The sequence below is a fragment of the Priestia sp. TSO9 genome (genome assembly GCF_021029645.1).
In the GTDB taxonomy this organism is placed as follows: Bacteria; Bacillota; Bacilli; order Bacillales; family Bacillaceae_H; genus Priestia; species Priestia megaterium_E.
Genome location: NZ_JAJEKD010000015.1, coordinates 929,889 through 955,471 on the forward strand (window position 1 = coordinate 929,889; position 25,583 = coordinate 955,471).

The window sequence follows — 25,583 nt, forward strand, 5'->3', positions numbered from 1 at the left end:
AAAAAGCTCCTCTACTTGCTTGTTTGGATTGTATGGTGTGAAAGCTTACATTACTTTTCTGTTTCCTGGTCTTTTCCATACATGTATTTTGATGGATCGACCGGTTTAAAGTCATCTAATTTATTAAATCGTAATAAATCACCGTATAACACTTTATCAGAAAGTTCTAGCTCTCTTCCAACTTTCTTTTTATAAGCTTTCGCTTCGTCTGTTGCTGTGATTCTTTCTCCCGTGTTTGTATCGTAATACTTGCCGTCAATTGACGTGTATTTCGGAGAAACATAGTCACCGTTTCTAAATGCTACTACCTGATCATGGTCTTTTGATAATAAATCTGTACCGAATTGAACATACTCTTTACTATCAATTCCCACTAAGTGAAGAAGCGTAGGTACTACGTCAATTTCACCGCCGTACGTATGGTTCACTCCACCTTTTACACCTGGTACATGAAGGAAGAACGGTACGCGTTGAAGCTGAGCGTTTTTATATGGCGTAATTTTCTCGCCAAGAACTTTTTCCATTGCTTTGTTATGATTTTCAGAAATACCGTAGTGGTCACCGTAAATCATAATAACTGAGTTGTCATATAAGCCTGAAGCTTTTAGCTCCGTAAAGAATTCTTGCAGTGATTCATCCAAATAACGAGCCGTTTGGAAATAACGGTCTACCGTTCCATCTCCTGTGTTTGCCGGCTCAATGCTAGCATCGCCTTTATCAAGGACAAATGGGAAATGGTTTGTTAATGTAATCATATGCGCATAGAAAGGCTGCTTCAATGACTGTAGCATTGGCATAGATTCTTTGAAGAATGGCTTATCTTTTAATCCATAGTTTACTTTGTTATCACCAGTCATATTGTAATAACTTGCGTCAAAAAATTTATCCACACCGAACTGTTTATAAATTTCATTACGGTTCCAGAACGTTTTATAGTCTCCGTGTAAAACGGCACTTGTATAGCCGCCCTCTTGATCTAAGATCGCTGGTGCTGCTTGGTAAGTATTGCGGCCTTTTAAGCTAAATGCTGATCCTTGAGGCAAGCCGTATAATGACGTATCCATCATAAGCTCTGCATCAGCTGTTTTACCTTGTCCTGTTTGATGGAAGAAGTTATCAAAATACATAAATTCATTTCCATTTGCTAATGAGTTTAAAAACGGCGTTACTTCTTGCCCGTTTAACCTGTAGTTAATCAGGAATGACTGAAATGATTCTAGATGAATTTTAATAATGTTTTTTCCTTTTGCTTTACCGGCATACTCAATATTTGGAGCTGCATAGTGACTTGTACTGAAGTTTTTCACTGTTGTTAAGTCATCACTGCTTGCGAATGCTCGCTGCTTTGAGTTTTTAAACGTTTGAACTGCATCATACACCGTGTAGTTGTATGCTCCTAAATATTTCACTAGGTAGTTGCGATCAAATGTTCTTGTTAATAATTCAGGGCGATCTTTTTCAGCATAGTGCAGGTTAATTGCAAAAGCGATAGCTCCTGCCGCTAATACCATGAACGTATAGCGGAATTTAAGGCGTGCTTTTGGCCATTCGATTTTTCTAACAAACAATAGCGCAATCAGTAAAATAATATCTACAAAGTAAAAAATATCGTGAGCTTTTACTAAATCAGCGATACTGCCTCCTAAATGACCCACATTGCTTGTTTGCGTTAAAGTAGGCAATGTCACAAAGTCATTGAAGAATCGATAATATAAAATATTGCTGTACAAAATGACCGTCATGATTGTACTAAGGATAAGCGTCCAAACGATGGCTCTTTTCCCTCTTGCAAACAATGCTAACCCTAAAAAGATCAAAGTTGAACTAATTGGATTAATAAACAATAACGTTTTTTGCATTGAGTCACTTATATCTAAGTTGAACTCCACTTTGTAAGACATGTAAGACTTGATCCACATGAATAAAACCGCTATAAAAAAGTAAAACAACGGCTTTGAAAATAGTTTTTTCATTTTCAAATTCCTTTCACTAAAAAGTAGAGATTTCATGTTCAGCTAACCTCAGGAAAATCCCCTACATTAAATCGTAACGGTTACGTCCTGCAAAAGATTACCTGAAAATGATTCAATTTGTCAAACAATATCATCTTCATCTCTTTTTTTAGTCATCTACAAAATTTACACTTTAACTTGTAATCTCTTATTTTTTTATCTTGATGTTAATATTACACAATTGTTAATTTGTAAATTTTGTTCTCCCTATATTGCATACATATTAATTTACCACATTTCTGCTCTGCAATAAAAGTATTTTTATTTTATTAGGCATAATATTTCACTTACTGAATGAAAAGGTACTATTGTACTGGACGGTATGCTTCGCTTACTGTTAGGACTAGTAAAAATAGACTGATCTATGCTTAGTCTTTATCTTCATCAACAGCTATGCGGTCTCCTTGTGCAAAGGGCTGTGAAATAACAAGAAACTCAATCTCTTCACTCAAACGATTCATCATTTGATGAGGAATGGATGGAAGCACTTCTATTCCTTCATGTGCTTTTACATCATAAATAATTCCGTCTACTTCTAGAGCAGCTGTTCCTTTTAGCACAAAGAAAAATTGCTGTGCTCTCGTATGATAATGCCTTACCTCTTTTGTATGAGGGGGCATGCGCTCATGAATAATACTTACGTCTTTATTTTTCACTAGGTGCCACCCATCGCATCTTCCTCCCCACACGTAGTGTTCTGCGTTTTGCTTACTGACTTTCATGACTAGCTCCCCTTTTTTAATAAATGAACACCTGCAGTTAAAATAGAAATTCTATGTGATCTTTTTAATCTTGCTATTGGAAATACTTTTTTTAGATGAAGGTTTTGGCTTCAAAGTAAAAAGCATTCCTAAAAAGATCAAAACAATGCCTGCCAGCTGAAAAAGCGTCGGGCGAAATCCCGTGAATGCTGTATCTAATAAAATAGCAACGGCCGGATCTAAAAATACCAGAACTGAAATCACTTGAGTTTTTAAGTAGCGCAGGCTATCGAAAAACAAATAATACACTAAGCCAGTATGTACAAAGCCCGTTACTAAAATAGCTGTCCAGTTGGCCGTTGTTAGGAAATGAAAATCACTGAAATGAACAAATGGCAATAATAAAAAAATCCCTAAAAAAGTCTGAAGAAATGTAACAGCGTAAGCACTCGTATGAATAATTCCTTTGCCAAGCAGCGTCGTGCATGCATAAAACAAAGCGGCTAAAAGCGCCCACAGTATTCCCGACGACATGAAGCCATCAATCGTAAGTTCCTTCACCCCAATAATCAGAAGTGTTCCTGCAAAACAAATGATGATAGACATAACGCCAAGAACCGTTAATTTCTCCTTAAACATAAAGCTCCCCAGAAGCAATACTAAAACGGGTGCAAGATGATAAATAGAAATAGCTACCGTAACGGACATCATTTCAAATGCTTTAAATAGAAACACCCAGTTAAATACAAGGAATATCCCGCACAGTAAAATCTGCTTTATTTCTTTGGCATTCCATTTTTCTCTTTTATATTCACCCGTTACAAACCAGCACATTCCGAGAAAAAGCGTTGCACAAATACAGCGAACAAATACTAAATCAAAAGAAGGCAGTCCAGTTTGTGTGGAGAAAAAGCCAATTGAACCAAAAATACTCATTGAAACCATCATTTTTACTGTTGGGCCTGCTTTCATTTTTCTACCTCACTTTCAGAAAACTATTATTATTCAAACATAAAGAAGCCCATTTGTAAATTAATGGTTCAAAAGCTCTGTTCCATAAAAAAGCAAAAAAGCGCAAAGACATGGAGTCAGTCCCATCGTCTTTGCGCTTTTCTGTCTTTCTTTTAATCTTCAACCGGGAACCAGCCTGGTGTGTTAATAACGGCTTGCCACAGCGGGTCAGGAATCACAAGCTTTTCCTGATCTTTTTTGCTTAATGTTGTCACAATTTCATTTTCCCGGCCTTCTTTGACTTTTTGAACCCAGTCTGGATCCATAATTAATTCACGGCCAATCGCAAGCAGTGGAATGCCGGTTTCAAGAGCTGCTGCTGCTTCGTCTGCTGTATGAATAGAACCTACGCCCATCACAGGCACGCGGCTTCCTACGCGCTCTTGAATAATCTCAATACGTGAACGAGTATCTTCCACGCCTCGGCGCGGTTTTGACCAGAATTCTATTAGCGATACGTGAAGGTAATCAAGGTCTTTTTCTGCTAGTGCATCAACTAACTTCAATGTATCAGCCATTGTAATTCCAGGCGTTTCAGGCTCTTCTGGTGAGAAGCGATAACCTACTAAAAATGACTCTTTTGCATGTTTAGAAACGGCTTGCTTTACTTCGTCTACAATTGCTAGCGGGAATGTTAATCGTTTTTCTACGCTGCCTCCCCATTTATCTTCGCGGCGATTAGAATGCGGAGAAAAGAACTGCTGAATTAAATAGTTATTTGCTCCGTGGATTTCAACCCCGTCAAATCCTGCTTCAATGGCACGGCGCGTCATCTCACCAAAATCATGAATAATGCCTTCGATTTCTTCATTTGTTAACTCTCGAGGCACCGGTGCTCCTTCTTGTTCTGCAGCAACAGCACTTGCGCTAACAACCTCTCCATTTGGAACAAGCTCAGGCGGACACATGCGGCCTCCGTGGAAAATTTGAAGAACGGCTTTTGCTCCTTGATTTTTAATGGCTGTTGCTAAGCGGCGCAGGCTAGGAATCATTTCATCGCTGTCTGCAGCAAACTCTCCGTGAAATCCTTTGCCGTTCGGCGTTCCGTATGTACATGCTGTAATGACCATGCTAACACCTTTTGAACGTCGTACATAGTAGTCTACTTCTGCATTTGATACTGTTCCATCTTCATTTGATGAAAAATTTGTCATAGGCGCAAGAATAACGCGGTTATCTAATTTAATGCCATTTGAAAAAGTAAATGGCTGTAGAAGCGGCTCATACTTTTTATTTGTCATTTTATTTCCCTCCAAAAATGATACGGTCAAAAATAGTGGCATATTATAGGTAGAAACTATTTTCCTTCCTATAATATTAATATGTGCCATTTAAAACTGTAACTTTAAAATATACTGTGATTTTAATCTGTACAGTTTTTCCTGTCAAAGAATAAGACTTTCTCATATAAAAAAGCACTCATAGACTGAGTGCCTTTTTATCATTGCGAAAGAGGTTCCTGATTATACATAAATGCTTTTACTTTTACATATTGAGCTTCTAACTCTTGAAGTGTCAGTTCGTATAGATGCCGATTTCCTTTTTTATAAATACCAAAATTCAATAGCGCATTAATAAACCAATTTTTCTTATGTTCCGTTTCAGGCTGTGTGTGTTGTTTCACGATTTCCACCACCTAAGTTTATCTCATTTTAATTTTGCAAAGCATTCGCTTTTACATAATTCGCTTTTACATAAATGATTTTACTTCTGTACGATGAAAAAACAGTGAAATAGAAAGCTTTTTTATTTTAAATTCCTGCAGCCAGACCAGCCATTTTTTTGCGTCTTTTTACTCTTGTTAATATTTTTTCAATATAATAAATAATGATAATAAAAACCGACATAATAGCAAAATAAGTACCGATTACAACAAAAGGATTCGGACTTTCAAAACCGCCTTCTTTTCCTTTCATCCCTCTTTCCAAACCTTCGCCATCGTGATCAAAGTTCGGACGTTCGTGACCAGCAGATGCCGTCGCTGGAGATTTGTTCTCGCTAAATGAACGGCGATCAAAATCCGGCTTCCCACCGCTTTTTTGTGGCATATCTGAGGAACTTAAATTCAGCACTCTCGCTACTCCTCCAAGCTTTCCAAGAAAATCAGTCTCATTTATTTCGTATATGCCAACGACTAACAGTGCAACGGTTGCGAGCTTAGCTGCTATGCTCAAGCTTTTCTTTGATTTTTTGAATTTCGTCATATTTTTGCATACATTTATAACCCATTGCCAATGAAGACCTATGTGAGCGGCTACTAAAATTAACACTAAGAATGATACCGAAATATGCGAAACCTTAAACCACTGTTCGTTCCCAACATTAATATTTGGAAATACTACTCTTGAAATAAAAATACCGCTAATCATAATAAATGACATCGTAATCAACAGCATGATATTTAAAAAATAACCGAACTTTGTTCTGCGCGGAAGCTTACGATCAAATAATTTAACCGTAACTTTCTTTACCCACTGCCAGTTTAGTAGCACGTGGGTAAAAAAGGCGACGGCAATCGCCAACCCCGCAATTTCATGAAACGTTAACCCTCCCAATACTTGTTTGTTAAAAAATAAAACAAACGTAACGGCCATTAAAAGATCCAGTCCAAACCGGACGTACATCATCTTTTTCACTCTATTCATTCTCCTCACCTATGTATTTGTCAAAACAACCTCTTTTTCATATTTCTTAATGTAAGCAGAGTTGGTGAAAATTAGGTGAAATGACTGATTTTTTTACCAAAATAACCAGTCTTGAGTTCTATAAAAAACAGAGTTCAATCATTTTCACTTTTTCAAAAATAGCTGTTGACAAAGAAAAAGGAAGCACGTATAGTAATGGTTATTCATCAAGAACTTTCAGATTTCAATCAAAAACACAGCGATTGGGAGTAGTAGAAGCTTATTATTCGGTCAAGAGAGCTACGGGTTGGTGCAACGTAGTCCAATAATACTTTGAACTCGCCCAGGAGTGGTAAATCAGAAAGAATGCAGAAGTATTCTCTAAGTTTTAACGTCTAACCTTCGTTATCAGGTTTTAAGCAGGGTTCTTTAAGAGCCAACAAGAGTGGTACCGCGGTTAGCTAAAGCTTATCGTCTCTTCTCTCATTTGATAATGAGGTAGGAGACGATAAGCTTTTTTTATTTTATAAAAAAGTGGAGGGAAAAGTCATGAAGAAGGACAACCAAGGTTTGCAGCGAACAATGACTTCACGTCACATTATGATGATGGCGCTAGGTGGAGCAATTGGCGCTGGTTTATTTAAAGGAAGCAGCTCAGCTATTGATATGGCAGGACCATCAGTTATCATTGCTTATTTAATTGGCGGAATTATTTTACTATTCATTATGCAAGGTCTTGCTGAAATGGCGGTTCGAAACAGTGATGCACGAACGTTTCGTGATTTAGTTCAGTCGATTTTAGGAAGCTACCCCGCTTATTTTTTAGACTGGATTTACTGGAAAATGTGGGTGTTAAACATTGCAGCTGAAGCCGTTGTAGCAGCTATTTTTATTCAGTACTGGCTTCCTGATTATCCAATTTGGATGCTTGCTCTAGGCGTATCCGTTATTGTCACAGTTATTAACTTGCTTTCGGTTAAAGCATTTGCTGAAACGGAATACTGGTTAGCATTAATTAAAATTACGGTCATTGTGATCTTTATCATTGCTGGACTTCTGTTACTATTTGTATCATTTGGTCACCATACCGCAGCGGGCTTTTCGAACTTGAGCAATCACGGCGGTTTCTTTCCAAAAGGACCAACTGGGTTAATTACAGCGATGCTAGTTGTCATCTACTCTTACGGTGGAACTGAAATAATCGGGGTAACGCTAGCTGAAACAAAAAACCCTGAAAAAGTAGTACCAAAAGCCGTGCGCAGCACATTAACGCGCATCATTGCTTTTTATCTGTTCCCATTTTTTATCATCGTGAGCTTGATTCCTTGGAATGAAGTGAACGGCGTTTCTCAAAGCCCTTTTGTGATGGTATTTAAAATGATTGGAATTCCTGGAGCAGATCATATTATGAATGCCGTGATCTTGTTAGCCGTTATTTCTTCAATGAACTCAGGACTTTACGGTTCATCACGTATTTTGTATACGCAAGCAGTAGACGGTCGAGTGCCGAAGGTATTTTCGAAACTTTCTGTTAACAAAGTTCCTGTCTATGCAATCTTAATGTGTACATCATCCCTTTATGTGGGCGTGTTGATTTCCTTATTTGCAGGAAGTAAAACATTTGATTATTTGATGGGCTCCTTAGGATATACCGTGTTATTTATTTGGTTGATTATTGCGATCGCACACTTAAAGTCCCGCAAAGTTCAGCCAGAAGCATCGAGCAGCTACTCTGTTAAATGGTTTCCTTATACGACGTGGACTGCCCTAATTGCGCTAAGCGCTATTTTAATTGGTGTTATCTGCACAACATCCGTTGTCATTACGACTATTACACTAGCTATCTATTTATTTATTACAGCTACGTATATCTTTAAAGGTCGCTTTTATCAATCTTCAGCAGTCAAGCATGCTAAATAAAAAAACGCCTCCTCCGAGTCATCAGAGGAGGCGCTTTTTTATTTAAAATGTTAAGTACCAATAGCCAAGTGCAAAGCCGATATAGTTGCCAATAATATAGCCAAGCGTTCCTACTACCAAGATAGGACCAACCAAACTTCCCCATCCTTTAGCAATCGCCATTGCGCTTGCTGTCGTAGGCCCTCCTACCGTTGCATTGCTCGCTAGTAAAATATGTTCTAAATCAATTTTAAATACTTTTCCTAGAATAAGTCCCACTATTAAATTACTCATTCCCACAATGAGCACAAATAGAATTAAAAGAGGTGCTTTTTCAACAATTAATGGAATAGACGCCGGTACTCCAATGACAACAAAGAAAATATAAATGAAGTACGTGCCGATTTCTTGGCTTCCGCTAATGTTTTTAAAATAAGAAGGAAACAGATAAATGACAAGAAACGTAAGTGTGGAAAGCAATAAGTATTTTTCGCTCAAAATAGTATGTAATAATGTTTGAATTACCGAAACATTTGGACCGGTTGGAATGATTGTTCCAAACCATTCGGCTAATTTAAACGATGCAACCACTAGAAAAAATGATGTACCAATTGAAGCCGCCACGTCTTTTAACGAAATTTCTTTTTTTGCCCAATATTTTTCTGCAAGCGTATGACGATCATTTTCTCCATATTGCCCAGCCTCTACTTCTTGAATATGAGGCGTCTTAAAATGTTTTCTAAAAAACTTCATAGAAGGAACAAACATATACACGGCAAACAGCAAAGCCATAACCATATTATCAGCAACTACCGTCGCCGAAACCATTTGACTTGATGGTTCAAATTTAGCCGTAACGGTAGCAAAGTTAACCCCTCCGCCTACATAAGAAGCGCCGATAGCAGCTGCAATTTTTGCTAGTTCAGGAATATAATCTTTTAATAACAAGAAGCCTGCTGTGCTCCCTATGACCGTTCCTACTGCACAGATTAAGAAAATAAAAAGCAGTTTCCGGCTTTCTTGAAATAATTCTTTCATATTGACTTGAAATAACAATAATGGAATGGCAAGCGGTACTAGATACGCCCAAACCGCATCATAGACCGGAGACTCTGTTGGAATAATTTTTAAATTTGATAGGATAAGCGCTCCTGCTAGCGCAATAATAGCTCCTGACAGAAAAGAAGCCCACTTATACTTTTGTTCGAGAAAAATACTAACAGAAGCCCAAATCGCTAGAATTCCCCATAGTGCCCACGTATCATCAGCTTGAATAATAGTAAAAATCACGAGCTACTCCTTTCTTTCTTTTTCAAGAAATAGAATTTTCAGAAAATATACCTTTAAATTTTATCAATATATGCCAAATTCCGTCAATCCATAAAAAAAAGCTTTCCACTCTAAAAGTGAAAAGCTTTTTTTTTATTTGCGAATCAGAACCGGAATCTGCTGCTGAATCTGCTGCAAAGGAGCGCTTGTTTTCTCTGTTAACGAACGCAAGATTCCTCCTTCGATCATACAGTTAATCACAACCGCGAGCTCTCCTGCCTGCTTCTCTTGAAATCCGCTCTCTATCATTTTTTCTCTAAAAAGTTTTTCCCAATCTTGAAACGCTGCGTAGCAGACTTCTCGCAGCGGTTCATTAATAAGCGCCGTTTCTCCAGCCAGCAGTCCAACAGGCATACCAGCAATACTTTCTTCGTGTTCAAACTGCTTGGACAATTCTTCAATAAAATACTGAATAGCCTGCGCTGCGTCAGAAGATTTATTTAAACTTTCTTTAATTTGGATTTGGACGTATTTATTCGTATATTGAACAGCGTGAATCGCCAGTTCTTCTTTCCCTTTTGGAAAATAATAATAAAGAGACCCTTTTGGCGACCCACTCTCTTTAATAATTTGATTTAATCCTGTTGCATGATAGCCTTGCAGCTGAAAAAGCCGCGATGCTGTTTCTAAAATCTTATCGCGCGCATTTGCTTTCTTCACAAAACGATGCCTCCCCTATATAATAAGTGGTTTCTATAACACTACTTATCATATAAGGAAATGAAATTTTTGTCAAAATAAAGTGAATATTTTACCATTTATTTTTTCTTTCTTTCATTCCTTATGACCTAATAATTGTTTTTCTTATTTCTTCCGCTAACGGTTGAAGAGGCGTAATAATACGGTCGCTTACCTCCGCCGCCGCTTCTACCATCGAGAGCTGCGCTACTGAAACAGCAGTATTATGCTCTTTTATTAGCTCATGTAAGACATGTTTCACCTTCTGTTTATACTTCTCTAGGTTTCCAGTCATTACTAGTTCAAAAGCACCTTCTATCACAACAGGGCGAACATTTATCTTTACATTTTGATAAAATACAAATTCGTCTAGACGCTTCATTGTTCCTTCTACGGTTTCCGGATTTGTAAACACGATAAGCTGCGGTTCTTCTATTTCACATATTCGGTGAAAATAAGGCTCATCGATTTTAATAATTGGAACATCGCTTGTAAATGCTTCTGGTAAAAGAGCAATGTAGTTCGTACACGTAAGTAAAATGGCATCCGTTGAACATTCTTCCATCCACTTTAACTGCTTCTCTACTTCTGCAGCTGCTGACTCCGCTGCAAACTTAGGGTCGGTTGTTACCCGATGTACAAGGCCTGGGTCTACGAAATGCATACAGTTCGCAAACGGCAGCGCTTTTTCTATATAAGAGATGTTCGAATGATGAGCGTGCAGGCAAGCAATTTTCTTCATCGTTTTCCTCCCGTATGATGGTCTTTGAAATACTGAATTAAAAATTCCTGGAACTTTTTTGCAACAGGAGTTAAATATTTATCCTTGTTCCACGCAATCCCAATTACCCTTGAAGCTGTGTCTTCTTTGAGCTTTATTTTCTTAATGCCTCGCAAGTCTACTCCCTTTATTTCAGGAAGCAAGGCAAACCCTAAATGAGCCGCTACAAAACCAAGCACCGTTAAAAATTCTTCTCCTTCAAACGTAATATTTGGAACAATCTCGGCCTCTTCAAACAGCTGATCAAAAATTGTTCGGCTTCCATATCCTTTTTTTAACGCGATAAACGATTCATGAGCCAACTCTGAAATCGAAAGCACTTGTCTTGAAGCAAAAGAATGCGTATCAGGGACATACGCGTACAGCTCGTCTTTCCATAAATATTCCCACTGAATTCCTGCCCTAGATTCCGTTACAGAAGACATACAAAAATCAATTTCCCCCGTTTGAAGCTGATCGAGCATGATGTTCGTGGCGTTCTCAAAAATTTGAAATTGAACGTTTGGATACTCTTGTAAAAAAGCATGAACTAGTTTTGGAACGGACGAAGCGCCTAATGATTTTAAAAAAGCAAACGAAATACTGCCGCGGTGAGGGTGAATCAAATCTGAAAGCTCACGTTTAGCTTCTTCCATTTCGTTTAATACTTTAGCCGTTCGTTCGTAAAAAAGCCGTCCGTATCGATTTAAAATAACTTGCCTTCCTTTTCTTTCAAATAGCGGCACGCCAAGCTCTGATTCTAATTTAGAAATTGAGCGGCTGAGCGTAGGCTGTGCGATTGATAATTTTTCTGCGGCCTTTGTGAAATGTTGCGTTTGAGCTACAACATTAAAATATTCGAGCTGCTGCCATTCCATTTTTTCACATCCTTTACTTATTACATAATACTATCAATTTCATATAAATTATACATTGGACGTCATAAAAAATTCATGTTTAAATGAAGAACGTAGCACTTTCTAAAAATGTTATGTGTCTGCATAGAATAAGTGTTGAAAGAAGGAATTAGTTTATGGATGTTTCAATTGTTTTAACAATGTTAGCCGTCGGACTGATCTTAGGATTTGTCGGAGCAGGCGGATCAGGTTTTATTATTTCGATTTTAACGCTGCTGTACGGCGTATCTGTACACGTTGCACTCGCAACGGCTCTTACCGCAATGATTTTCTCTTCTTTATCTGGCGCAGTCAGTCATTACCGCGAAGGTAACGTATCTTTAAAATCCGGTATCTCTGTTGGTATCCTCGGTGCATTAGGCGCTTGGATTGGGTCTAACCTTTCATCCTTTATTCCAGAAGGCGAGCTAAAATGGCTAACAGCCGGTATGCTTTTATTATCTGGTGTTTTACTTTGGGTGCGAATGTTTTTATTTTCCCGTCAGCAAAAAGAACGTACTGTGCCAACAGGAGCTAAATTTGTCGTCTACTCTTTACTAATTGGCTTAATTACCGGCGCTCTATCAGGAATGTTCGGAATTGGATCAACTCCATTTATCCAGCTTGGCCTTATGATGGTGTTAGGCTTGTCTATTCGTCAGTCAGCCGGAACGACAATGCTCGTTATTATTCCGATTGCCATCGGCGGAGGAATGGGCTATTATCAGCAGGGCTTTTTAGATATTCCACTGTTGATCCAAGTAGTAGTCGGCACAATGGTCGGTTCATATATTGGAGCAAAGTTTACAAATCGCGTCCCTGCTCCCGTATTAAAAACGTCCCTTGTAGCGCTGCCTATTTGCTCTAGCTTCCTACTTGTTATATAAGAAAAAAGCTTGAACTTTGGTTCAAGCTTTTTTTATGTCCATCTGATAAACAAACTGCTTTCCTTGGCTTCCAAAGATATGCCGGCCTGTGTTGATAAAGCCGCTTCTTTTGTACAGCTGCTGCGCGGCCGTGTTTTTATAGTTCACGCCTAGCACCACTTCATTTTTAGTCGGAAAGTGATGGTTGATAAAAGAAGGAAGAAGTTTCAATGACTTTTTGCCAACTCCCTTTCCTTGATAATCAGGATGAATGGAATACGACCGTATTAAAAGCGCGCCGGATCTTTTAGTATATTCTTTAACGGCTTCCCCTGCGTCGAGCACGAAAAAGCCGACTAGTTTGTTTTCTGCCAAAATCAAAACGGGCGTTCTGTCTCTTTCCTGCTCACACTTAGCTAAGGCTTCAGCGGGAAGTGCCGTATAAATGAGCTGCTCTTCAGGCAGCGTATAGCTATGTATAGACGAGTCGTAGGATTCACTATAACAAGCTAGCGCTACGTTTTTTGTATTCTTCATTTTCTGCTGTACTCCTTTTCTTTTTTCATAGTATATCACTCACAAAAAAAGCCGCATAAAGCGGCTTTTCCTTTATCTAGCGTCGGATACAACGGTAAAGCGTTCGTTTATATGCTCTCCTCGCTCAATTTCATCAATGACTGCAATGGCGTAATCAGCATAGCTGACATGGCTGTTTCCTTCTGAGTTTAAAATAACATGATCTTTTCCAGTTTTATAAGCATCCGTTCGTTTTCCTGAAGGATTAAAAAATGCTGCCGGGCTAATAAACGTCCAATTAATATCGCTTGTACTTTCTAAGTCTTTTAAATTTTGAGCTTGATTGTCAGCTGTCGCTTTATACTCTTTTGGAAAATCAGGCATATCTGCTAGACGCGTCGTTTTCTCCTCATCAACAAACAAACTGCCTGCTCCTCCTACAACAAGAAGACGAACGTCCGGAGCATGTTTAAATACACGAATTAACGACTGTCCCGCTTCTACATGCAGATGTTCTTTTCCTTCAGGAGCTCCAAATGCATTCACTACTGCATCCAAGCCTTCGATATCTTTTGCTGTGATATCAAAGATGTCTTTTTCCAGTGTACGAACATCTCGTTCATCTACTTTGCTCGCATCACGTACGATTGCCGTTACATCATGTCCTCGATTTAAAGCTTCTTTCACGATAAAACTTCCTGCTTTTCCTGTAGCACCTACGACTCCAATTTTCATTTTATAACCTCCAGTAAAATTCTCTATATTTAGGTAATAGCCTTTTTTTGCTATGATAAAACACAGCAAAACGGTTTAAGCAAGATAGAGAGAACAAATTGGATAAATGAGTTAGTATGGATTACTTTTAACACCGCGGTTGATTTCCGTGCAGGGTTTCGCTTTCCGCGGGCGGCCGCTGAGCCTCCTCGTCGCTTACGCTCCTGCGGGGTCTCACCTGTTCCGCTTTTCCCGCAGGAGTCTTCGCCTTACCCTCCAATCAACCGCTAGAAGCACCTACATACACGAAATCTACGTCCTCCATTCATCGTTCGGCCCTGCTCTTCCTTCAACTAAAATATGTTTCTTCCAGTTTCTTTTGAAAAAATAAATAAGTGCTTATTCAATTTCAATAAATAATACATGAGCCATAGAGTGAATGGATTTAATCAATTCTACTTTATTCCCTTTCTTTTTTGCCTTTCCTTTTATTTCAACGAAATAAAGCAGTTCCCCTTGATGATGATCCTGCTGAATTTCATAGGATGAAATCATAATATTTTCCCTTTCAATCTTATCAAGGAGCTCATAAATATCCTCTTGATTCGCTGCACGAAACTTAATTAAAAGAGAATGAGTAGAAAGAGATGTAAACATCACGTTCAATATTTCTAAGCCAATCAGCACTAATATAGTTGCGCTAATGCCGACTGTATACATACCCGCCCCAATGGTTAAACCAATTCCCGACGTTGCCCATACGCCTGCGGCTGTTGTGAGCCCTCTAACATGCTGCTTTTGAATAATAATCATACCTGCTCCTAAAAAACCAATACCGCTTACTACTTGTGCGGCAACTCGGCTCGGATCAAGAGCCATATGATCTTGATGAAGCACATCTGAAAAGCCGTATTTCGAAATTAACATAATGAGCGTACTACCGACAGCAACTAAAAAATGAGTGCGAAAACCCGCTTCTTTTGCTCTAAACTCTCTTTCTAAACCAACCAAAGCTCCTAACAAACCTGATAGCGCGAGACGACTAATAAAAGCTGCGGTCATTTCCCCCCTCCTTTCTCTTCACTTTTTTATAAACGAACCTATTAACTATTCCTATTTTTGTTATAATTTACTATAACTAATTTTTGAAGTGGAGGCTAATTAAAGTGGATAAAGTTATCGATTATTACAGCAGGTTTGATGAGTGGGGAAGATTAGAACGGGAGCCTATTGAGTTTCAAGTAAACTGGCATTTTATAAAAAAACACCTTCCTCCCAGCGGACATATCTTAGATAACGGTGCTGGACCTGGAAGATATGCCTTAAAACTAGCAGAAAACGGCTACGAAGTAACTCTAACTGATTTGACGCCTCATTTAGTTCAAACAGCTAAGGAAAAGGCTTTAGAACGGCAAGTATACAATGCATTTCGTGATTTTCACGTGGCAGATGCTCGGAACCTTCAATGTTGCCTGGATGACCAATTTCATGCGGCACTAATGCTTGGACCAATGTATCATTTGCAGAAGAAACAAGATCGCATTCAAGCTGTACGAGAGCTGTATCGAGTCACAAAGCCAGGCGGAACTGTCTTTATTTCGTTTATGCCGCGCGTCCAGCACGTCATTTCTTCTTTAACATCCCCGGAGCGTTTAAAACCAAACAACACGGCAAAAGCGCTTCATGATTTTTATGAATCAGGCTGCTTTAATCATGCCGAAGAAGGCCGGTTTACTCACGCTTATTATGCTAATATTGAGGATATTATTCCTTTTTTAAAGAAGCATGGATTTCAATGCATTGAGCTGATTGCCTCTAACGTTGCTTCGTCCGTTAATTCTGAGGAATGGACTTACTGGAAAGAAAAGTCTCCTGAAGAAATGGACAGCATCGTTCAACTGCTTATCCAACAAGCATCAAGTTCTTATCACCTTGGACTTTCTTCTCATTTACTCTATATCGGACGGAAATACTAATAATCACCTCTACCTATCATAGGATAAATAGAGGTGATTATTGATGAACCGTTTATTCAAATGGAGTACGAGCACTTTGCTATGTTTGATGTACTGCTTTTTGATTCCCCTTCCCTCTTATGCAAGCGGTGACTCTTACTCTTCCTATGCAGAACTGCAACAGCACGAGATTCTCCATCAAGACTACGATATTCGCTACGAACAGCGCTTTAGCTACCTATCCATTATGGCCATTCACGGCGGAGGAATTGAACCGGGCACATCAGAAGTTGCCAAAGAACTTGCTGATCGCTTTTCCGCTTCTTATTATTTATTTGAAGGCATCAAGTCCACTAACAACGGAGTTCTACACATAACCTCAGAAAATTTTGATGAACCGATTGCTAGAGGAATTGCTCAGCAAAGTATGTCCGTGATGACGATTCACGGATACAGCGGCAGCCAGCCTATCGTATACATAGGCGGAAAAAATCAGCTTTATAAAGAGCTGGTGAATCAATCGCTGCGCAAACACGGCTTTACCGTCCGTGACGCTCCTTCTGACATTGCCGGAACAAGCGAACAAAATATTGTGAATGATAATTTGCTAAGAGCCGGAGTACAGCTTGAACTGACGGCCGAACTAAGAAAATCATTTTTCGCAAACCATGACTGGTCGAGAAACAACCGCATGAATGTAACGCCGCTTTTCCATACATTTATCACTTCCTTACAAGAAGCATCTTCTTCCTATCAAACTTTCCTTTACTTTCAAGTTCACTAACTTATCAACTCTTGCCTGTTCCTTGATTTCCAGACAAAAAAGCCAGCGCAGTCTGTATAATCAAACGCGCTGGTTCTTATCTATTTCTCTTGCTAAAATAGACCGTTTAAATCTTTTCTGCTCAAAAAACTCCTTGATTTCACTTGGACTTTGATAGGAAAGCCTAATCACATAGTAGTTAATATATTCAAGCCAAGCAAACGCGTAAAGGCCCAGAAAAAAAGCAAGCCCCTTAATCCCTAACTGCACACAGTGATAAATGAGTACACCTACACCTAACACAAGAAGAATTTTATTCATTTTTTTAAAAAGCAGAAACAATTGAATGTAGCTAGAGGGCAAATGAGAATCTTCTTTTCGCCTCACTCGCTTCCATTTCATAAACCAGTACAAGCTTCCTTGAAACAAGATAAACTCAAGTATGATAAAAGCATACACACTAGAAAATGTTGTTAAATAAAAACTTAGATGAGAAAACTCATTTAAGTACCCTACCCACAGCGCAGCAAACAGTATAGCTGCCGTAAGCTCTCCTGTCCATAAACCAAACAATTTCCGCTTTACTTTCATAGAAATCCCCCCAGCATATCTCTCAATCCTACCGTTCAAACCAAGCTTTAAACAGCAGGTTTACACCTGTTTTTATTTCTTCATCAGACAATCCCGCAAATCCAAGCAATACATAGGGCGTCTTGTTTTCATCGGCACTATGATAATAAATAGACGTTGGATAAATCGTTACCCCTTGCTCGGCAGCTGCTTCAATTAGTTTCTGTTCACTCATTCCGTTTTTTACCTTAAGAAGAATATGTAAGCCAGAATGTTCTCCAACAATATCTACACTTTCTCCCATAATAGTAGTCAAGCAATCTAGCAGCAGCGCTTGTTTTTTGCGGTATGCTGTTCTCATTTTATTTAAGTGACGTTCCCAGTGTCCTTCTTTCATAAAAAGAAAAAGCGTATGCTGATGAAGTCTTGAAACAGGCTGTTTAAACAGTCCACAGTGCTTCACATATCTTGTAAAAAGCTGGTGTGGCAGCACGGCATAGCTTATTCGAAGAGAAGGCATCAACGATTTTGAAAACGTCCCCGTATAAATAACGCGATCGTCTTGATCTAATCCTTGAAGCGCCGGAATCGGTTTTCCTTTGTAGCGAAATTCTCCGTCATAGTCATCTTCTATAATATAGCCATTCGTTTTTGCCGCCCACTCTAGTAGTTCAAGTCTTCTTGCTATCGGCATGACCATACCAATGGGAAATTGATGAGACGGCGTAATGTACACCGCATCCGCTCCGCTTTCTTTCAGTTCCTTGACTTGCAAGCCAGAATCATCAAGAGAAATAGGGAGCACCGACATACCTTGTTCTTGAAAAACGTGCCTTGTTCGGTGAAAACCTGGGTTTTCGAACCCAATTATCTTTTCTTTTCCTAGAATGACAGAAAGCAGCCACATGAGGTACTGTGTACCTGCACCTATCACAATTTGCTCCGCTGTGCAGCGCACTCCTCTTGAGTGGTAAAGGTACGACGCAATTTCTTGGCGAAGAAGCAGTTCGCCCTGTGGATGTCCGCTGTAAAAAAGCTGGCTTTCATCATGATAAATAGCTTGCACCGTTAGCTTTTTCCACGTATTATACGGAAATTTTTCCACATCTATCTTTCCGTGGCTAAAATCAATAGCAGTCGATTTCCGTTCTTCTTGCGGTAAAGAGACATAGGCGGGAGGCTGTTTTTGAAGCACAACTTCATTTTTTATCTCTTTTACAAATGCTCCTTTTCTAGCTAGTATCTCGATATATCCCTCTGCTTCTAACTGTACATAAGCTGCTTCAACCGTATTTTGGCTAATGCTTAAATGAAGAGCTAACTTTCGTTTAGAAGGCAATTTTTCATGAGGCGGAATGGTACCTTTTTGAATTTGTTTTTTTATGTAGATATAAAGCTGCATGTACAAGGGATCTGCTTTTCTTTTATCAAGCAAAGGCATTAGCTCTAACATAGTGTTCTTTCCTTTCTAACTGATACTATTAAATTCGCTGTTTCTGACACTTACTCTCAGTTCAGTTTCTTCATATACTGGACTATATCTTATAAATTAAGGAGATGACGCAATGACTATCACTTATAAAACTAACGTCTTAATCCGTGCGGAACAAGCTGCTGAAGTATTTATACATTCCGGTATTAAACGTCCTGCACAAGATCTTGATCGCATTCAAAGAATGCTCGATCATGCTTCTCTTACCATTACCGCTTGGAACGACAGCGAACTCATTGGCATAGCCAGAGCGTTAACAGATTTTAGCTACTGCTGCTATTTATCGGATTTAGCTGTTGTAAAAGATTATCAAAAGCAAGGAATCGGTACACAGCTAATCAAACACGTTCAATCAGAAATCGGCGAAGAAACCGCGCTGATTTTACTTTCCGCTCCTTCTGCTATGAACTACTATCCAAAAGTCGGATTTCATCAAATTGATAATGGGTTTAAAATTGAGAGAATTCGATAGATAAAAAAGACAAAAAACTTCCTGCCCTACTAAACTATTATTATTTTACATCTTTTCAATATGATGGTACAATATTCAAAGATTAAGGCTATGATACTTCTTCCTTCTCATCCAACTCTTAGAATTTAGAGGTATCTCTTTCCTTAATCCATTAACATAACTATACATATATTCAAAGTCAGGAAGCACAGCGCCTGGCTTTTTCTATGCAAATCATACATGGTGGTGTTTGAATGAAAAACGATATTTTTTTAAGAAGACAATTTAAAGTAATTATAAAGCAAGGATCAGATATATTAGCCCCTGCTTATGTAGCTTCCATGTTAAAAAACATTGAGGCATTAGGATTTACAGCTTCAGCTTCTTTAATTAATCGGTTACTCACTCTTTCGTTCTACGAATTTATGTCTTTTTATGAGCAGCTTCTCTTATCTTTAAAAAGACTCGTTGGCGCTCATGTCAAATATAAACCGATGTATCCTAACTTTCCAAACGAAGTCATGCAAGCGTCCGAAGCAGAACTATACATAAATGCCGTGGTTCACTATCTGACTGGGATTTTACCAAACAGTGAAAAACAAGATGTTTTTCCCCTGTTAGATACTACAGATTTGCGGATTATTGACCTCGGAACGGATGAAGAATTCGGTCTTATGATCCGTCAATTAATTGGTGCCAATACCTCATTATCGCAAACGGATCGAGCAGACATCGAATGGTCTCTTGTCAATTTACATGTATTAGACCTACTTCCAGAAGTCATTCCTCAAAAAGAAAATGCTGCATTTGTTAGCTCAGTTTTAATTAAAACAAAAAAACTACCTATTAATGTCTTGTCTTCTTATTTTAAAACAGCAACAGACGTTTTACGTTTGGCAACCGCTTTATCTGATGGCGATATTAGCCTTTCATCACCCACTTTATTTAAGAAGTTTAGTCGTTTTGAACGTCGAAGCTTGTTGCAGCTGCTAGAGAGCACTTCAAACGCGGAAGAAGATATGTTTCGCTATAAAGTAAAGTGGATTCGGTTAGGTGAAATTTTACATCCTGGGGAATACAAACATCGATTTCCTCACGCTGCTAAAGGGTTTAATGCTGTTCGAAATCATAAAAAACCATTGACCTTCTATAGTAAAGTAGAGAAAGCACTCGAGCAAAAAGACGTCTCAAAAGCAGTTTCACTTTTAGAAAAACGTCCAGGTGACTTTGCTAGACGAATTGACCATTTACTGCGCTTATCTACTGGGGAACAAGAAGCAGCTTCTATTATTACAGCATTTGCAACGGTCGCTCATTATGTCTCTACGCAAGTACTGCTTCAGCTCTATTCACATATGAAGCATCGACATCATAGACAAGATATGCGCGTAGTGTTTCCAAAAGGGAATGTGTCCAAAGTAATGGCGCTTGATAGTCCCTTACCTTCTCTTCGTAAAAATCTTTGTGATGGTGTAATAAATGCCTGCAAAGATGCTTTACATGACCGTTTTTCCAAGCTGCCACCTCTTGGAAATGTATGGGTTGATAAACGCTTGCGTGAACAAACCATACCATTTTCACAGCGTTCAAGCAGCAAAACATTAAAAACGATTAGTAGAGGTAGTAAATTAACAATACCTGAAGGCGATACGCTTCGTTTTTTCATTTGGTGGAAAGAAGGCTTTGTAAATGGTGAGCACACCGGTAGTGTAGATATTGATTTGTCTGCCGGAATTTACGATGAAAACTGGCAGTATAAAGAGCATATTTCTTATACAAACTTATCTTCAGAAAGCTTCAAAGCTTTTCACAGCGGAGATATTACATCTGCTCCTAACGGGGCATGTGAATTTATTGACTTGCATATCCCTACGATTCTAAAAAAAGGCGGCCGTTATATATTGATGAACGTTTATTCATTTTCTGTTCAACCTTTTGTTATGCTTCCCGAATGCTTTGGAGGATGGATGATGAGACAGCACGTAGAGTCCGGCGAAATATTCGAACCTTCTACCTTACAAAATAAAGTAGATCTTGCTAGTGATTCCACCATCTCCATCCCTTTAATTTTTGATTTACAAGAGCGAAAATTAATCTGGACGGATATTTCGCTGCATCATCATGTTGAATTTCAAAATAATCTTGAACAAAACAATGGATCTGTCTCTCTTATGGGGAAAGCCATGACAAAGCTGTTGAAGCCAACGCTTTATGATCTTTTTTCATTTCACGCACAAGCTAGAGGAACACTTGTCCATGACAAACAAAAAGCTGACACTATTTATTCGCTTGATGAAGGTATTACTCCTTATGATATTGAAACAATTATTGAAACCTACCTAAACTAATTATTTATAGGAAATTAAGAACAAATATAATAAAAGAAAAGACCTCTTTTCAAGAAAGAGGTCTTTTCTTTTATTTCACTAGCTTTTGCTCAGCTGCAGCTGAACCTTGACTTCGTTTGTGGAATCCTTTTGCATAGTACGCGATAATAAGACCGATAAACCATAATGGTCCGATGACAACTGCAATTCTTGTATCTGGATTATATGCCATGAGAACCACTACCAGCGCTAGGAACGCAAGTGACACATAAGATGTTAACGGAAATAAAGGCATTTTATATTTCAGCTTTGCCTCTTCACCTGTTTTTAACGTTTTGCGATACTTAATTTGAGAAAGCAAAATAATTCCCCATGTCCAAATCGCACCGAATGTTGCAATGCTTGTTACCCACGTAAATACTTTGGCAGGCACAATGTAGTTTAACGCTACTCCGACTAATAGCGCACCCGCTGATGCTAAAACAGCTTTTCCCGGTACGCCGCCTTTTGTAAGCTGGCCGTATCCTTTTGGCGCTTCTCCGTGTTCTGCTAAGTTAAACAGCATACGGCCTGTACTAAAAATACCGCTGTTACAAGAAGAAAGAGCTGCTGTTAGTACAACAAAGTTAATAATGCCTGCTGCCGCTGGAATGCCGATTTTTTCGAACGTTAATACAAACGGACTTCCCTGTGCACCAATTTCTTGCCAAGGATAAATCGACATAATGACAAATAACGCACCGACGTAGAAAATAAGAATACGCCAAAAGACAGAATCAATCGCTCTTGCTAGAGATTTTTCCGGATTTTTCACTTCTCCCGCGGTAACGCCGATCATTTCAATTCCTAAATACGCAAACATGACCATTTGCAGCGACAGCAAAATACCTTTGAACCCGTTCGGGAACAGTCCGCCATTGTCCCACAAGTTTTTAATACCCGTCGCAACGCCGCCGTTGCCGATTCCAAACACAATCATTAATAATCCAACGGCAATCATTAATACAATCGCTAAAATTTTAATAAGTGCAAACCAAAATTCCAGTTCACCATATGCCTTAACAGCTAAGAAGTTAACCGTTGTCATGATGACAAGCGCCGATAACGCCCAAATCCAGTTTGGTACATCCGGATACCAATACCCCATATAAATACCAACGGCTGTAATTTCAGCCATACATGTTACAACCCATAAAAACCAGTAGTTCCAACCTGTTAAATAACCAGCAAGCGGCCCTAAATAGTCGCGTGCGTACTTGCTGAATGAACCTGCAACAGGCTTTTGAATCGCCATTTCTCCAAGTGCTCTCATAATAAAAAACATAATCATTCCGCTAAATCCGTACGCCAATAATATTCCTGGCCCTGCTAATTTAATAGCAGATGCAGATCCGAGAAACAGTCCTACCCCTATGGCTGCTCCTAAGGACATCAGCGTCACATGTCTTTCTTCTAACCCGCGTTTCAATTCTTTCCCCTGAGTTTTCCCCTGCATAAATGTCTCCCCTTTTTCCAATCTGTCAAAACGAGATGAACACAGCCTTTTTGTTAGCGCTTTCATATAAGTTTGTGCTAAAAGACAGCTAGGCTGTATATTTGTATTCTATCACCTTTCTCTCACTTTTCTTTTGTCGAAAAATAAAAAAATTATCTTATCATTTTGTTTAAACGCACAATTAGACATAGGCCCTGCTTTTTTACTATGTATTTATTATTGCACCTAAGTAATAGTATTTTAAAAAAATAGAAAAACGCCGACTCAACTCCGTCAGCGCATCGTTCATTTTATGCTTTTTTATAAAAACTAGCATTTATTTCGCGGGTTCAAAAGTTTTACAGCCAGGTTCTTCCGTTTCAGAAACATGGTGACTACTTTCAGGACTCACAACGTAAATGGACTCTGCACTGCATTTATTTCCGGATTTCCAATACATGCACTCATTCACTTCACATAATACACCTTGGGCCACTGTTATCCCTCCTTTGCTTGTCTTATCTATTTACTACCCGAAATATAACGATTCTAACATTTTCACGCAAAAAAATCGCTTGTTTCTCAAGCGGATCTTTTTATTGCGTGTGTTCAACATACTGTTTTTTAGCTAAATATAACTCACGGCTCAGCGTGATCCGCCGTTCTCTCAAGCGGCTTAATTTAGCCTGAAATTGTTCGTTAGTTGGTTCTTCTTGAATTAAGCGATACGTAAAAGAAATATCTTCATTTAACTGTTTAAAATCTTCCCATATCTCTTGAACGAGGGCGGATTGTTTTTCTTCAAATGAACGGTTTTGCTGCGTTTTTAGCGCGGCCAAAATTTCCTGCTGCCACGTTTCGTCTTTTATTTCTTTCGCTAATAAGTATAGATCTAAATAATCATCAGTGCTTAACGCTGTTTGTCTATTGTTCAATGTCATCACCTTTTCTATACGAAATGTTTCTTCCTAAGAAGAGGATTTCATCATAGAAAAAGATTCCTCTTCTTATCTGTCAGAGCTAGGCTATGCTGGAATTAGCACCATTCAATAATTGTGGTTGCTGAGGCTTCAAAGGGCCAGTCCCTCCACCTCTCTAGATAAGAATATTCCGTTTTTAAATTATTTCTGACTATTCTAATATGTTTTATAGGTTACGTCAATAGCTTTTCAATAAAAAGAAAAAAGAAGTAAAATATGGTATGCTTTCATAAAGGATGGTGAGCACATGAAACGATATATGTTATCTGCTTTTTTGGGAAGCTTGCTGCTTCTTCTCAGCATTGCCTTTTCATCTACTTTCCATATTGCAATTGTCAAAACAACCGGAAGCATTGGAGGGATTATTTTAGCAGCGGCGGCTTTGATTATGAACGCGCTTGAAGATCCCCCCCCTTCAGACAATACAGGTGGAGGAGCCGTTGAAGTACTAGATAAAGGCGCCGTTTGGGCTACTTATTTACTTTTACTTTCATTACCGAACCTCATCGCATGTATAACATCTTATGTTTTATGGACTCGCTGACATTCACCAACGTTACGGACGTTTTACCACCTGCAGGCTCATTGATATTTGTTTATCTATAAATCCAAGTTCGCGATACACGTGCTGTGCAAAATTCCCAGCATGAACGCTGAGTCTGATTTCAGGGTAGCCTTTGATAGACAATTCATCAATTGCTTTTTGCATTAACGGCTTGGCTAGACCTTGCCCGCGGTATTCTGGTAAAACATATAACTCGTAGATAAAGCCAATTTCTTCTTTTGAAAAGAAGTCGGCAGATGGTCCCGCAAGAACCCAGCCTGCGAGTTTATTTTCTTGTCTAGATACTAAATAATAACATCCTTTTTGAAGGGCATTATCAATTAATTCATTTACGCGTTCAGCTGACGGTTGAAACTGATGCGTTGTTCCTTCAAACAGTGCATCAGCAGATTTCGTCCGAATTTCCTGTATTTCTTCTTCAGTAGCTTTTACAATCATTACGACCTCTCCTTTCGTGTTCGTCTTCCACATGCAGAGATAAATTCCTGCAAAAAAAGTCTTCGCCTAAGCGAAGACTTTTATTTAAATTCAAAATGTTCTTGATGATTGCCTCGTTCATCCGTCCAGTTAATCATGATGTCTAAGCCTGCTGCTTTTCCAGGAACAGCAAAATTGGCATAGCGAAAACGCTGACCGCTTTTGCTTAAGTTAGACCTTTCAATAGGAGAAAACAAGCTGTATTTCGTCTTGTTTTTTCCTTCGTGCCGAAAAGCTTGGACCTGCACGCGCTCTACGTCTTTTCCAATGTTTTCAACGGTTAATCCATATGTATGATAGACATTATTTTTCCACTTTAGCTGATTATCTCCCGTCATGCTCGCTTTTGTCAGTTCAACCGACCATTGTTCAGATGATTTCTTCATTGGAAGCTTCTCAATCGAAAGAGCACTAACATGAATAGTTGCAAAAGCAAGCCAAACAAAACAAAAAGTGCTGGCTGTATAAAATAGTCTTTTCATAGATGTTAATCTCCTTAGAAATTTTAGTAGTAGCATTTCCT

Annotated in this window: 27 protein-coding genes, 1 pseudogene, 1 riboswitch and 1 other annotated feature; of the genes and pseudogenes, 7 read left to right on the forward strand and 21 right to left on the reverse strand. The window is 38.8% G+C overall.

Features of this window, described 5'->3' with window-relative positions; translation table 11 throughout:
* Positions 1–50 precede the first annotated feature (50 nt).
* The 6 genes from ltaS to LJC66_RS20065 all read right to left on the reverse strand — a co-directional run bounded on the left by ltaS (position 51) and on the right by LJC66_RS20065 (position 6,360).
* A complete protein-coding gene (gene ltaS / locus LJC66_RS20040; RefSeq protein ID WP_230933416.1) occupies positions 51–1,973 on the reverse strand; it encodes a lipoteichoic acid synthase in 1,923 nt (640 codons plus the stop codon).
* 407 nt (positions 1,974–2,380) lie between these two features.
* Positions 2,381–2,734, reverse strand: coding sequence for a cupin domain-containing protein (locus tag LJC66_RS20045; protein ID WP_230933417.1), 354 nt, complete (start codon positions 2,732–2,734; stop codon positions 2,381–2,383).
* Between the two features lie 51 nt (positions 2,735–2,785).
* Positions 2,786–3,685 (reverse strand): DMT family transporter, encoded by a 900-nt coding sequence (locus tag LJC66_RS20050; protein ID WP_195696102.1) that lies wholly within the window; start codon positions 3,683–3,685, stop codon positions 2,786–2,788.
* Positions 3,686–3,837: 152 nt separating this feature from the next.
* On the reverse strand, positions 3,838–4,965 hold the full coding sequence (locus LJC66_RS20055; protein ID WP_230933418.1) for an NADH-dependent flavin oxidoreductase: 1,128 nt from the start codon (positions 4,963–4,965) through the stop codon (positions 3,838–3,840).
* A 200-nt stretch (positions 4,966–5,165) separates the two neighbouring features.
* Complete coding sequence (locus tag LJC66_RS20060) at positions 5,166–5,351, reverse strand: Fur-regulated basic protein FbpA (protein WP_013058636.1); 186 nt, start codon at positions 5,349–5,351, stop codon at positions 5,166–5,168.
* A gap of 124 nt (positions 5,352–5,475) precedes the next feature.
* Complete coding sequence (locus LJC66_RS20065; RefSeq protein ID WP_374199235.1) at positions 5,476–6,360, reverse strand: DUF4405 domain-containing protein; 885 nt, start codon at positions 6,358–6,360, stop codon at positions 5,476–5,478.
* 238 nt (positions 6,361–6,598) lie between these two features.
* Positions 6,599–6,830: a binding site (T-box leader), on the forward strand.
* Positions 6,831–6,897: 67 nt separating this feature from the next.
* On the opposite strand from LJC66_RS20065, the gene LJC66_RS20070 reads away from it, so the two are divergent.
* Positions 6,898–8,268 carry an amino acid permease gene (locus tag LJC66_RS20070; RefSeq protein WP_230933420.1) on the forward strand — a complete coding sequence of 457 codons (1,371 nt, stop codon included), beginning with the start codon at positions 6,898–6,900 and terminating at the stop codon, positions 8,266–8,268.
* Positions 8,269–8,310: 42 nt separating this feature from the next.
* Here LJC66_RS20070 and LJC66_RS20075 read toward each other — a convergent pair whose 3' ends face one another.
* The 4 genes from LJC66_RS20075 to LJC66_RS20090 form a co-directional block, all read right to left on the reverse strand.
* Complete coding sequence (locus LJC66_RS20075; protein ID WP_230933421.1) at positions 8,311–9,537, reverse strand: DUF819 family protein; 1,227 nt, start codon at positions 9,535–9,537, stop codon at positions 8,311–8,313.
* 132 nt (positions 9,538–9,669) lie between these two features.
* Positions 9,670–10,236, reverse strand: a complete 567-nt coding sequence (locus tag LJC66_RS20080; protein ID WP_028410959.1) for a TetR/AcrR family transcriptional regulator — start codon at positions 10,234–10,236, stop codon at positions 9,670–9,672.
* A gap of 121 nt (positions 10,237–10,357) precedes the next feature.
* Complete coding sequence (locus tag LJC66_RS20085; RefSeq protein ID WP_230933422.1) at positions 10,358–10,996, reverse strand: hypothetical protein; 639 nt, start codon at positions 10,994–10,996, stop codon at positions 10,358–10,360.
* Positions 10,993–11,892: a LysR family transcriptional regulator gene (locus LJC66_RS20090; protein ID WP_230933423.1), complete on the reverse strand. Its 900-nt coding sequence runs from the start codon at positions 11,890–11,892 to the stop codon at positions 10,993–10,995. The genes LJC66_RS20085 and LJC66_RS20090 overlap by 4 nt, the downstream gene beginning before the upstream one ends.
* A gap of 155 nt (positions 11,893–12,047) precedes the next feature.
* On the opposite strand from LJC66_RS20090, the gene LJC66_RS20095 reads away from it, so the two are divergent.
* Complete coding sequence (locus tag LJC66_RS20095; protein WP_230933424.1) at positions 12,048–12,797, forward strand: sulfite exporter TauE/SafE family protein; 750 nt, start codon at positions 12,048–12,050, stop codon at positions 12,795–12,797.
* A 21-nt stretch (positions 12,798–12,818) separates the two neighbouring features.
* On the opposite strand, the gene LJC66_RS20100 is transcribed toward LJC66_RS20095, so the two are convergent.
* The 4 genes and pseudogenes from LJC66_RS20100 to LJC66_RS20110 all read right to left on the reverse strand — a co-directional run bounded on the left by LJC66_RS20100 (position 12,819) and on the right by LJC66_RS20110 (position 15,068).
* Positions 12,819–13,313 (reverse strand): GNAT family N-acetyltransferase, encoded by a 495-nt coding sequence (locus LJC66_RS20100; protein ID WP_230933425.1) that lies wholly within the window; start codon positions 13,311–13,313, stop codon positions 12,819–12,821.
* 72 nt (positions 13,314–13,385) lie between these two features.
* A complete protein-coding gene (locus LJC66_RS20105; RefSeq protein WP_230933426.1) occupies positions 13,386–14,027 on the reverse strand; it encodes an NAD(P)-dependent oxidoreductase in 642 nt (213 codons plus the stop codon).
* Positions 14,028–14,077: 50 nt separating this feature from the next.
* Positions 14,078–14,275, reverse strand: a pseudogene (locus tag LJC66_RS28055) (hypothetical protein); the annotation flags it as partial.
* A 130-nt stretch (positions 14,276–14,405) separates the two neighbouring features.
* Entirely contained in the window at positions 14,406–15,068 is a 663-nt protein-coding gene (locus LJC66_RS20110) for an MgtC/SapB family protein (protein ID WP_230933427.1), read from the reverse strand.
* A gap of 104 nt (positions 15,069–15,172) precedes the next feature.
* Between LJC66_RS20110 and LJC66_RS20115 the strand changes: the two genes are divergently transcribed.
* Positions 15,173–15,982, forward strand: coding sequence for a class I SAM-dependent methyltransferase (locus tag LJC66_RS20115; RefSeq protein ID WP_028410953.1), 810 nt, complete (start codon positions 15,173–15,175; stop codon positions 15,980–15,982).
* A 43-nt stretch (positions 15,983–16,025) separates the two neighbouring features.
* Positions 16,026–16,745, forward strand: coding sequence for a poly-gamma-glutamate hydrolase family protein (locus LJC66_RS20120; RefSeq protein WP_230933428.1), 720 nt, complete (start codon positions 16,026–16,028; stop codon positions 16,743–16,745).
* A gap of 60 nt (positions 16,746–16,805) precedes the next feature.
* Here LJC66_RS20120 and LJC66_RS20125 read toward each other — a convergent pair whose 3' ends face one another.
* Together LJC66_RS20125 and pdxR are read right to left on the reverse strand one after the other, a co-directional pair.
* On the reverse strand, positions 16,806–17,315 hold the full coding sequence (locus LJC66_RS20125) for a hypothetical protein (RefSeq protein ID WP_230933429.1): 510 nt from the start codon (positions 17,313–17,315) through the stop codon (positions 16,806–16,808).
* A 28-nt stretch (positions 17,316–17,343) separates the two neighbouring features.
* A complete protein-coding gene (gene pdxR, locus LJC66_RS20130; RefSeq protein ID WP_230933430.1) occupies positions 17,344–18,747 on the reverse strand; it encodes a MocR-like pyridoxine biosynthesis transcription factor PdxR in 1,404 nt (467 codons plus the stop codon).
* Between the two features lie 112 nt (positions 18,748–18,859).
* On the opposite strand from pdxR, the gene LJC66_RS20135 reads away from it, so the two are divergent.
* Both LJC66_RS20135 and LJC66_RS20140 read left to right on the forward strand, forming a co-directional pair.
* Positions 18,860–19,258, forward strand: a complete 399-nt coding sequence (locus LJC66_RS20135; RefSeq protein WP_230933431.1) for a GNAT family N-acetyltransferase — start codon at positions 18,860–18,862, stop codon at positions 19,256–19,258.
* 233 nt (positions 19,259–19,491) lie between these two features.
* Complete coding sequence (locus LJC66_RS20140; protein WP_230933432.1) at positions 19,492–21,585, forward strand: TerD family protein; 2,094 nt, start codon at positions 19,492–19,494, stop codon at positions 21,583–21,585.
* A 70-nt stretch (positions 21,586–21,655) separates the two neighbouring features.
* On the opposite strand, the gene alaP is transcribed toward LJC66_RS20140, so the two are convergent.
* The 3 genes from alaP to LJC66_RS20155 form a co-directional block, all read right to left on the reverse strand.
* Positions 21,656–23,059 (reverse strand): alanine permease AlaP, encoded by a 1,404-nt coding sequence (gene alaP, locus LJC66_RS20145; RefSeq protein ID WP_075419374.1) that lies wholly within the window; start codon positions 23,057–23,059, stop codon positions 21,656–21,658.
* A 316-nt stretch (positions 23,060–23,375) separates the two neighbouring features.
* Complete coding sequence (locus tag LJC66_RS20150) at positions 23,376–23,534, reverse strand: DUF1540 domain-containing protein (RefSeq protein ID WP_230933433.1); 159 nt, start codon at positions 23,532–23,534, stop codon at positions 23,376–23,378.
* 100 nt (positions 23,535–23,634) lie between these two features.
* Positions 23,635–23,973, reverse strand: coding sequence for a hypothetical protein (locus tag LJC66_RS20155; protein WP_230933434.1), 339 nt, complete (start codon positions 23,971–23,973; stop codon positions 23,635–23,637).
* Positions 23,974–24,042: 69 nt separating this feature from the next.
* Positions 24,043–24,144, reverse strand: a riboswitch (SAM riboswitch).
* 121 nt (positions 24,145–24,265) lie between these two features.
* On the opposite strand from LJC66_RS20155, the gene LJC66_RS20160 reads away from it, so the two are divergent.
* Complete coding sequence (locus LJC66_RS20160) at positions 24,266–24,562, forward strand: hypothetical protein (protein ID WP_230933435.1); 297 nt, start codon at positions 24,266–24,268, stop codon at positions 24,560–24,562.
* 12 nt (positions 24,563–24,574) lie between these two features.
* Here the strand turns inward: LJC66_RS20160 and LJC66_RS20165 are convergent, their stop codons facing one another.
* Together LJC66_RS20165 and LJC66_RS20170 are read right to left on the reverse strand one after the other, a co-directional pair.
* Positions 24,575–25,021 (reverse strand): GNAT family N-acetyltransferase, encoded by a 447-nt coding sequence (locus tag LJC66_RS20165; RefSeq protein ID WP_230933436.1) that lies wholly within the window; start codon positions 25,019–25,021, stop codon positions 24,575–24,577.
* 80 nt (positions 25,022–25,101) lie between these two features.
* Entirely contained in the window at positions 25,102–25,542 is a 441-nt protein-coding gene (locus LJC66_RS20170) for a hypothetical protein (protein ID WP_230933437.1), read from the reverse strand.
* Between the last annotated feature and the right edge of the window lie 41 nt (positions 25,543–25,583).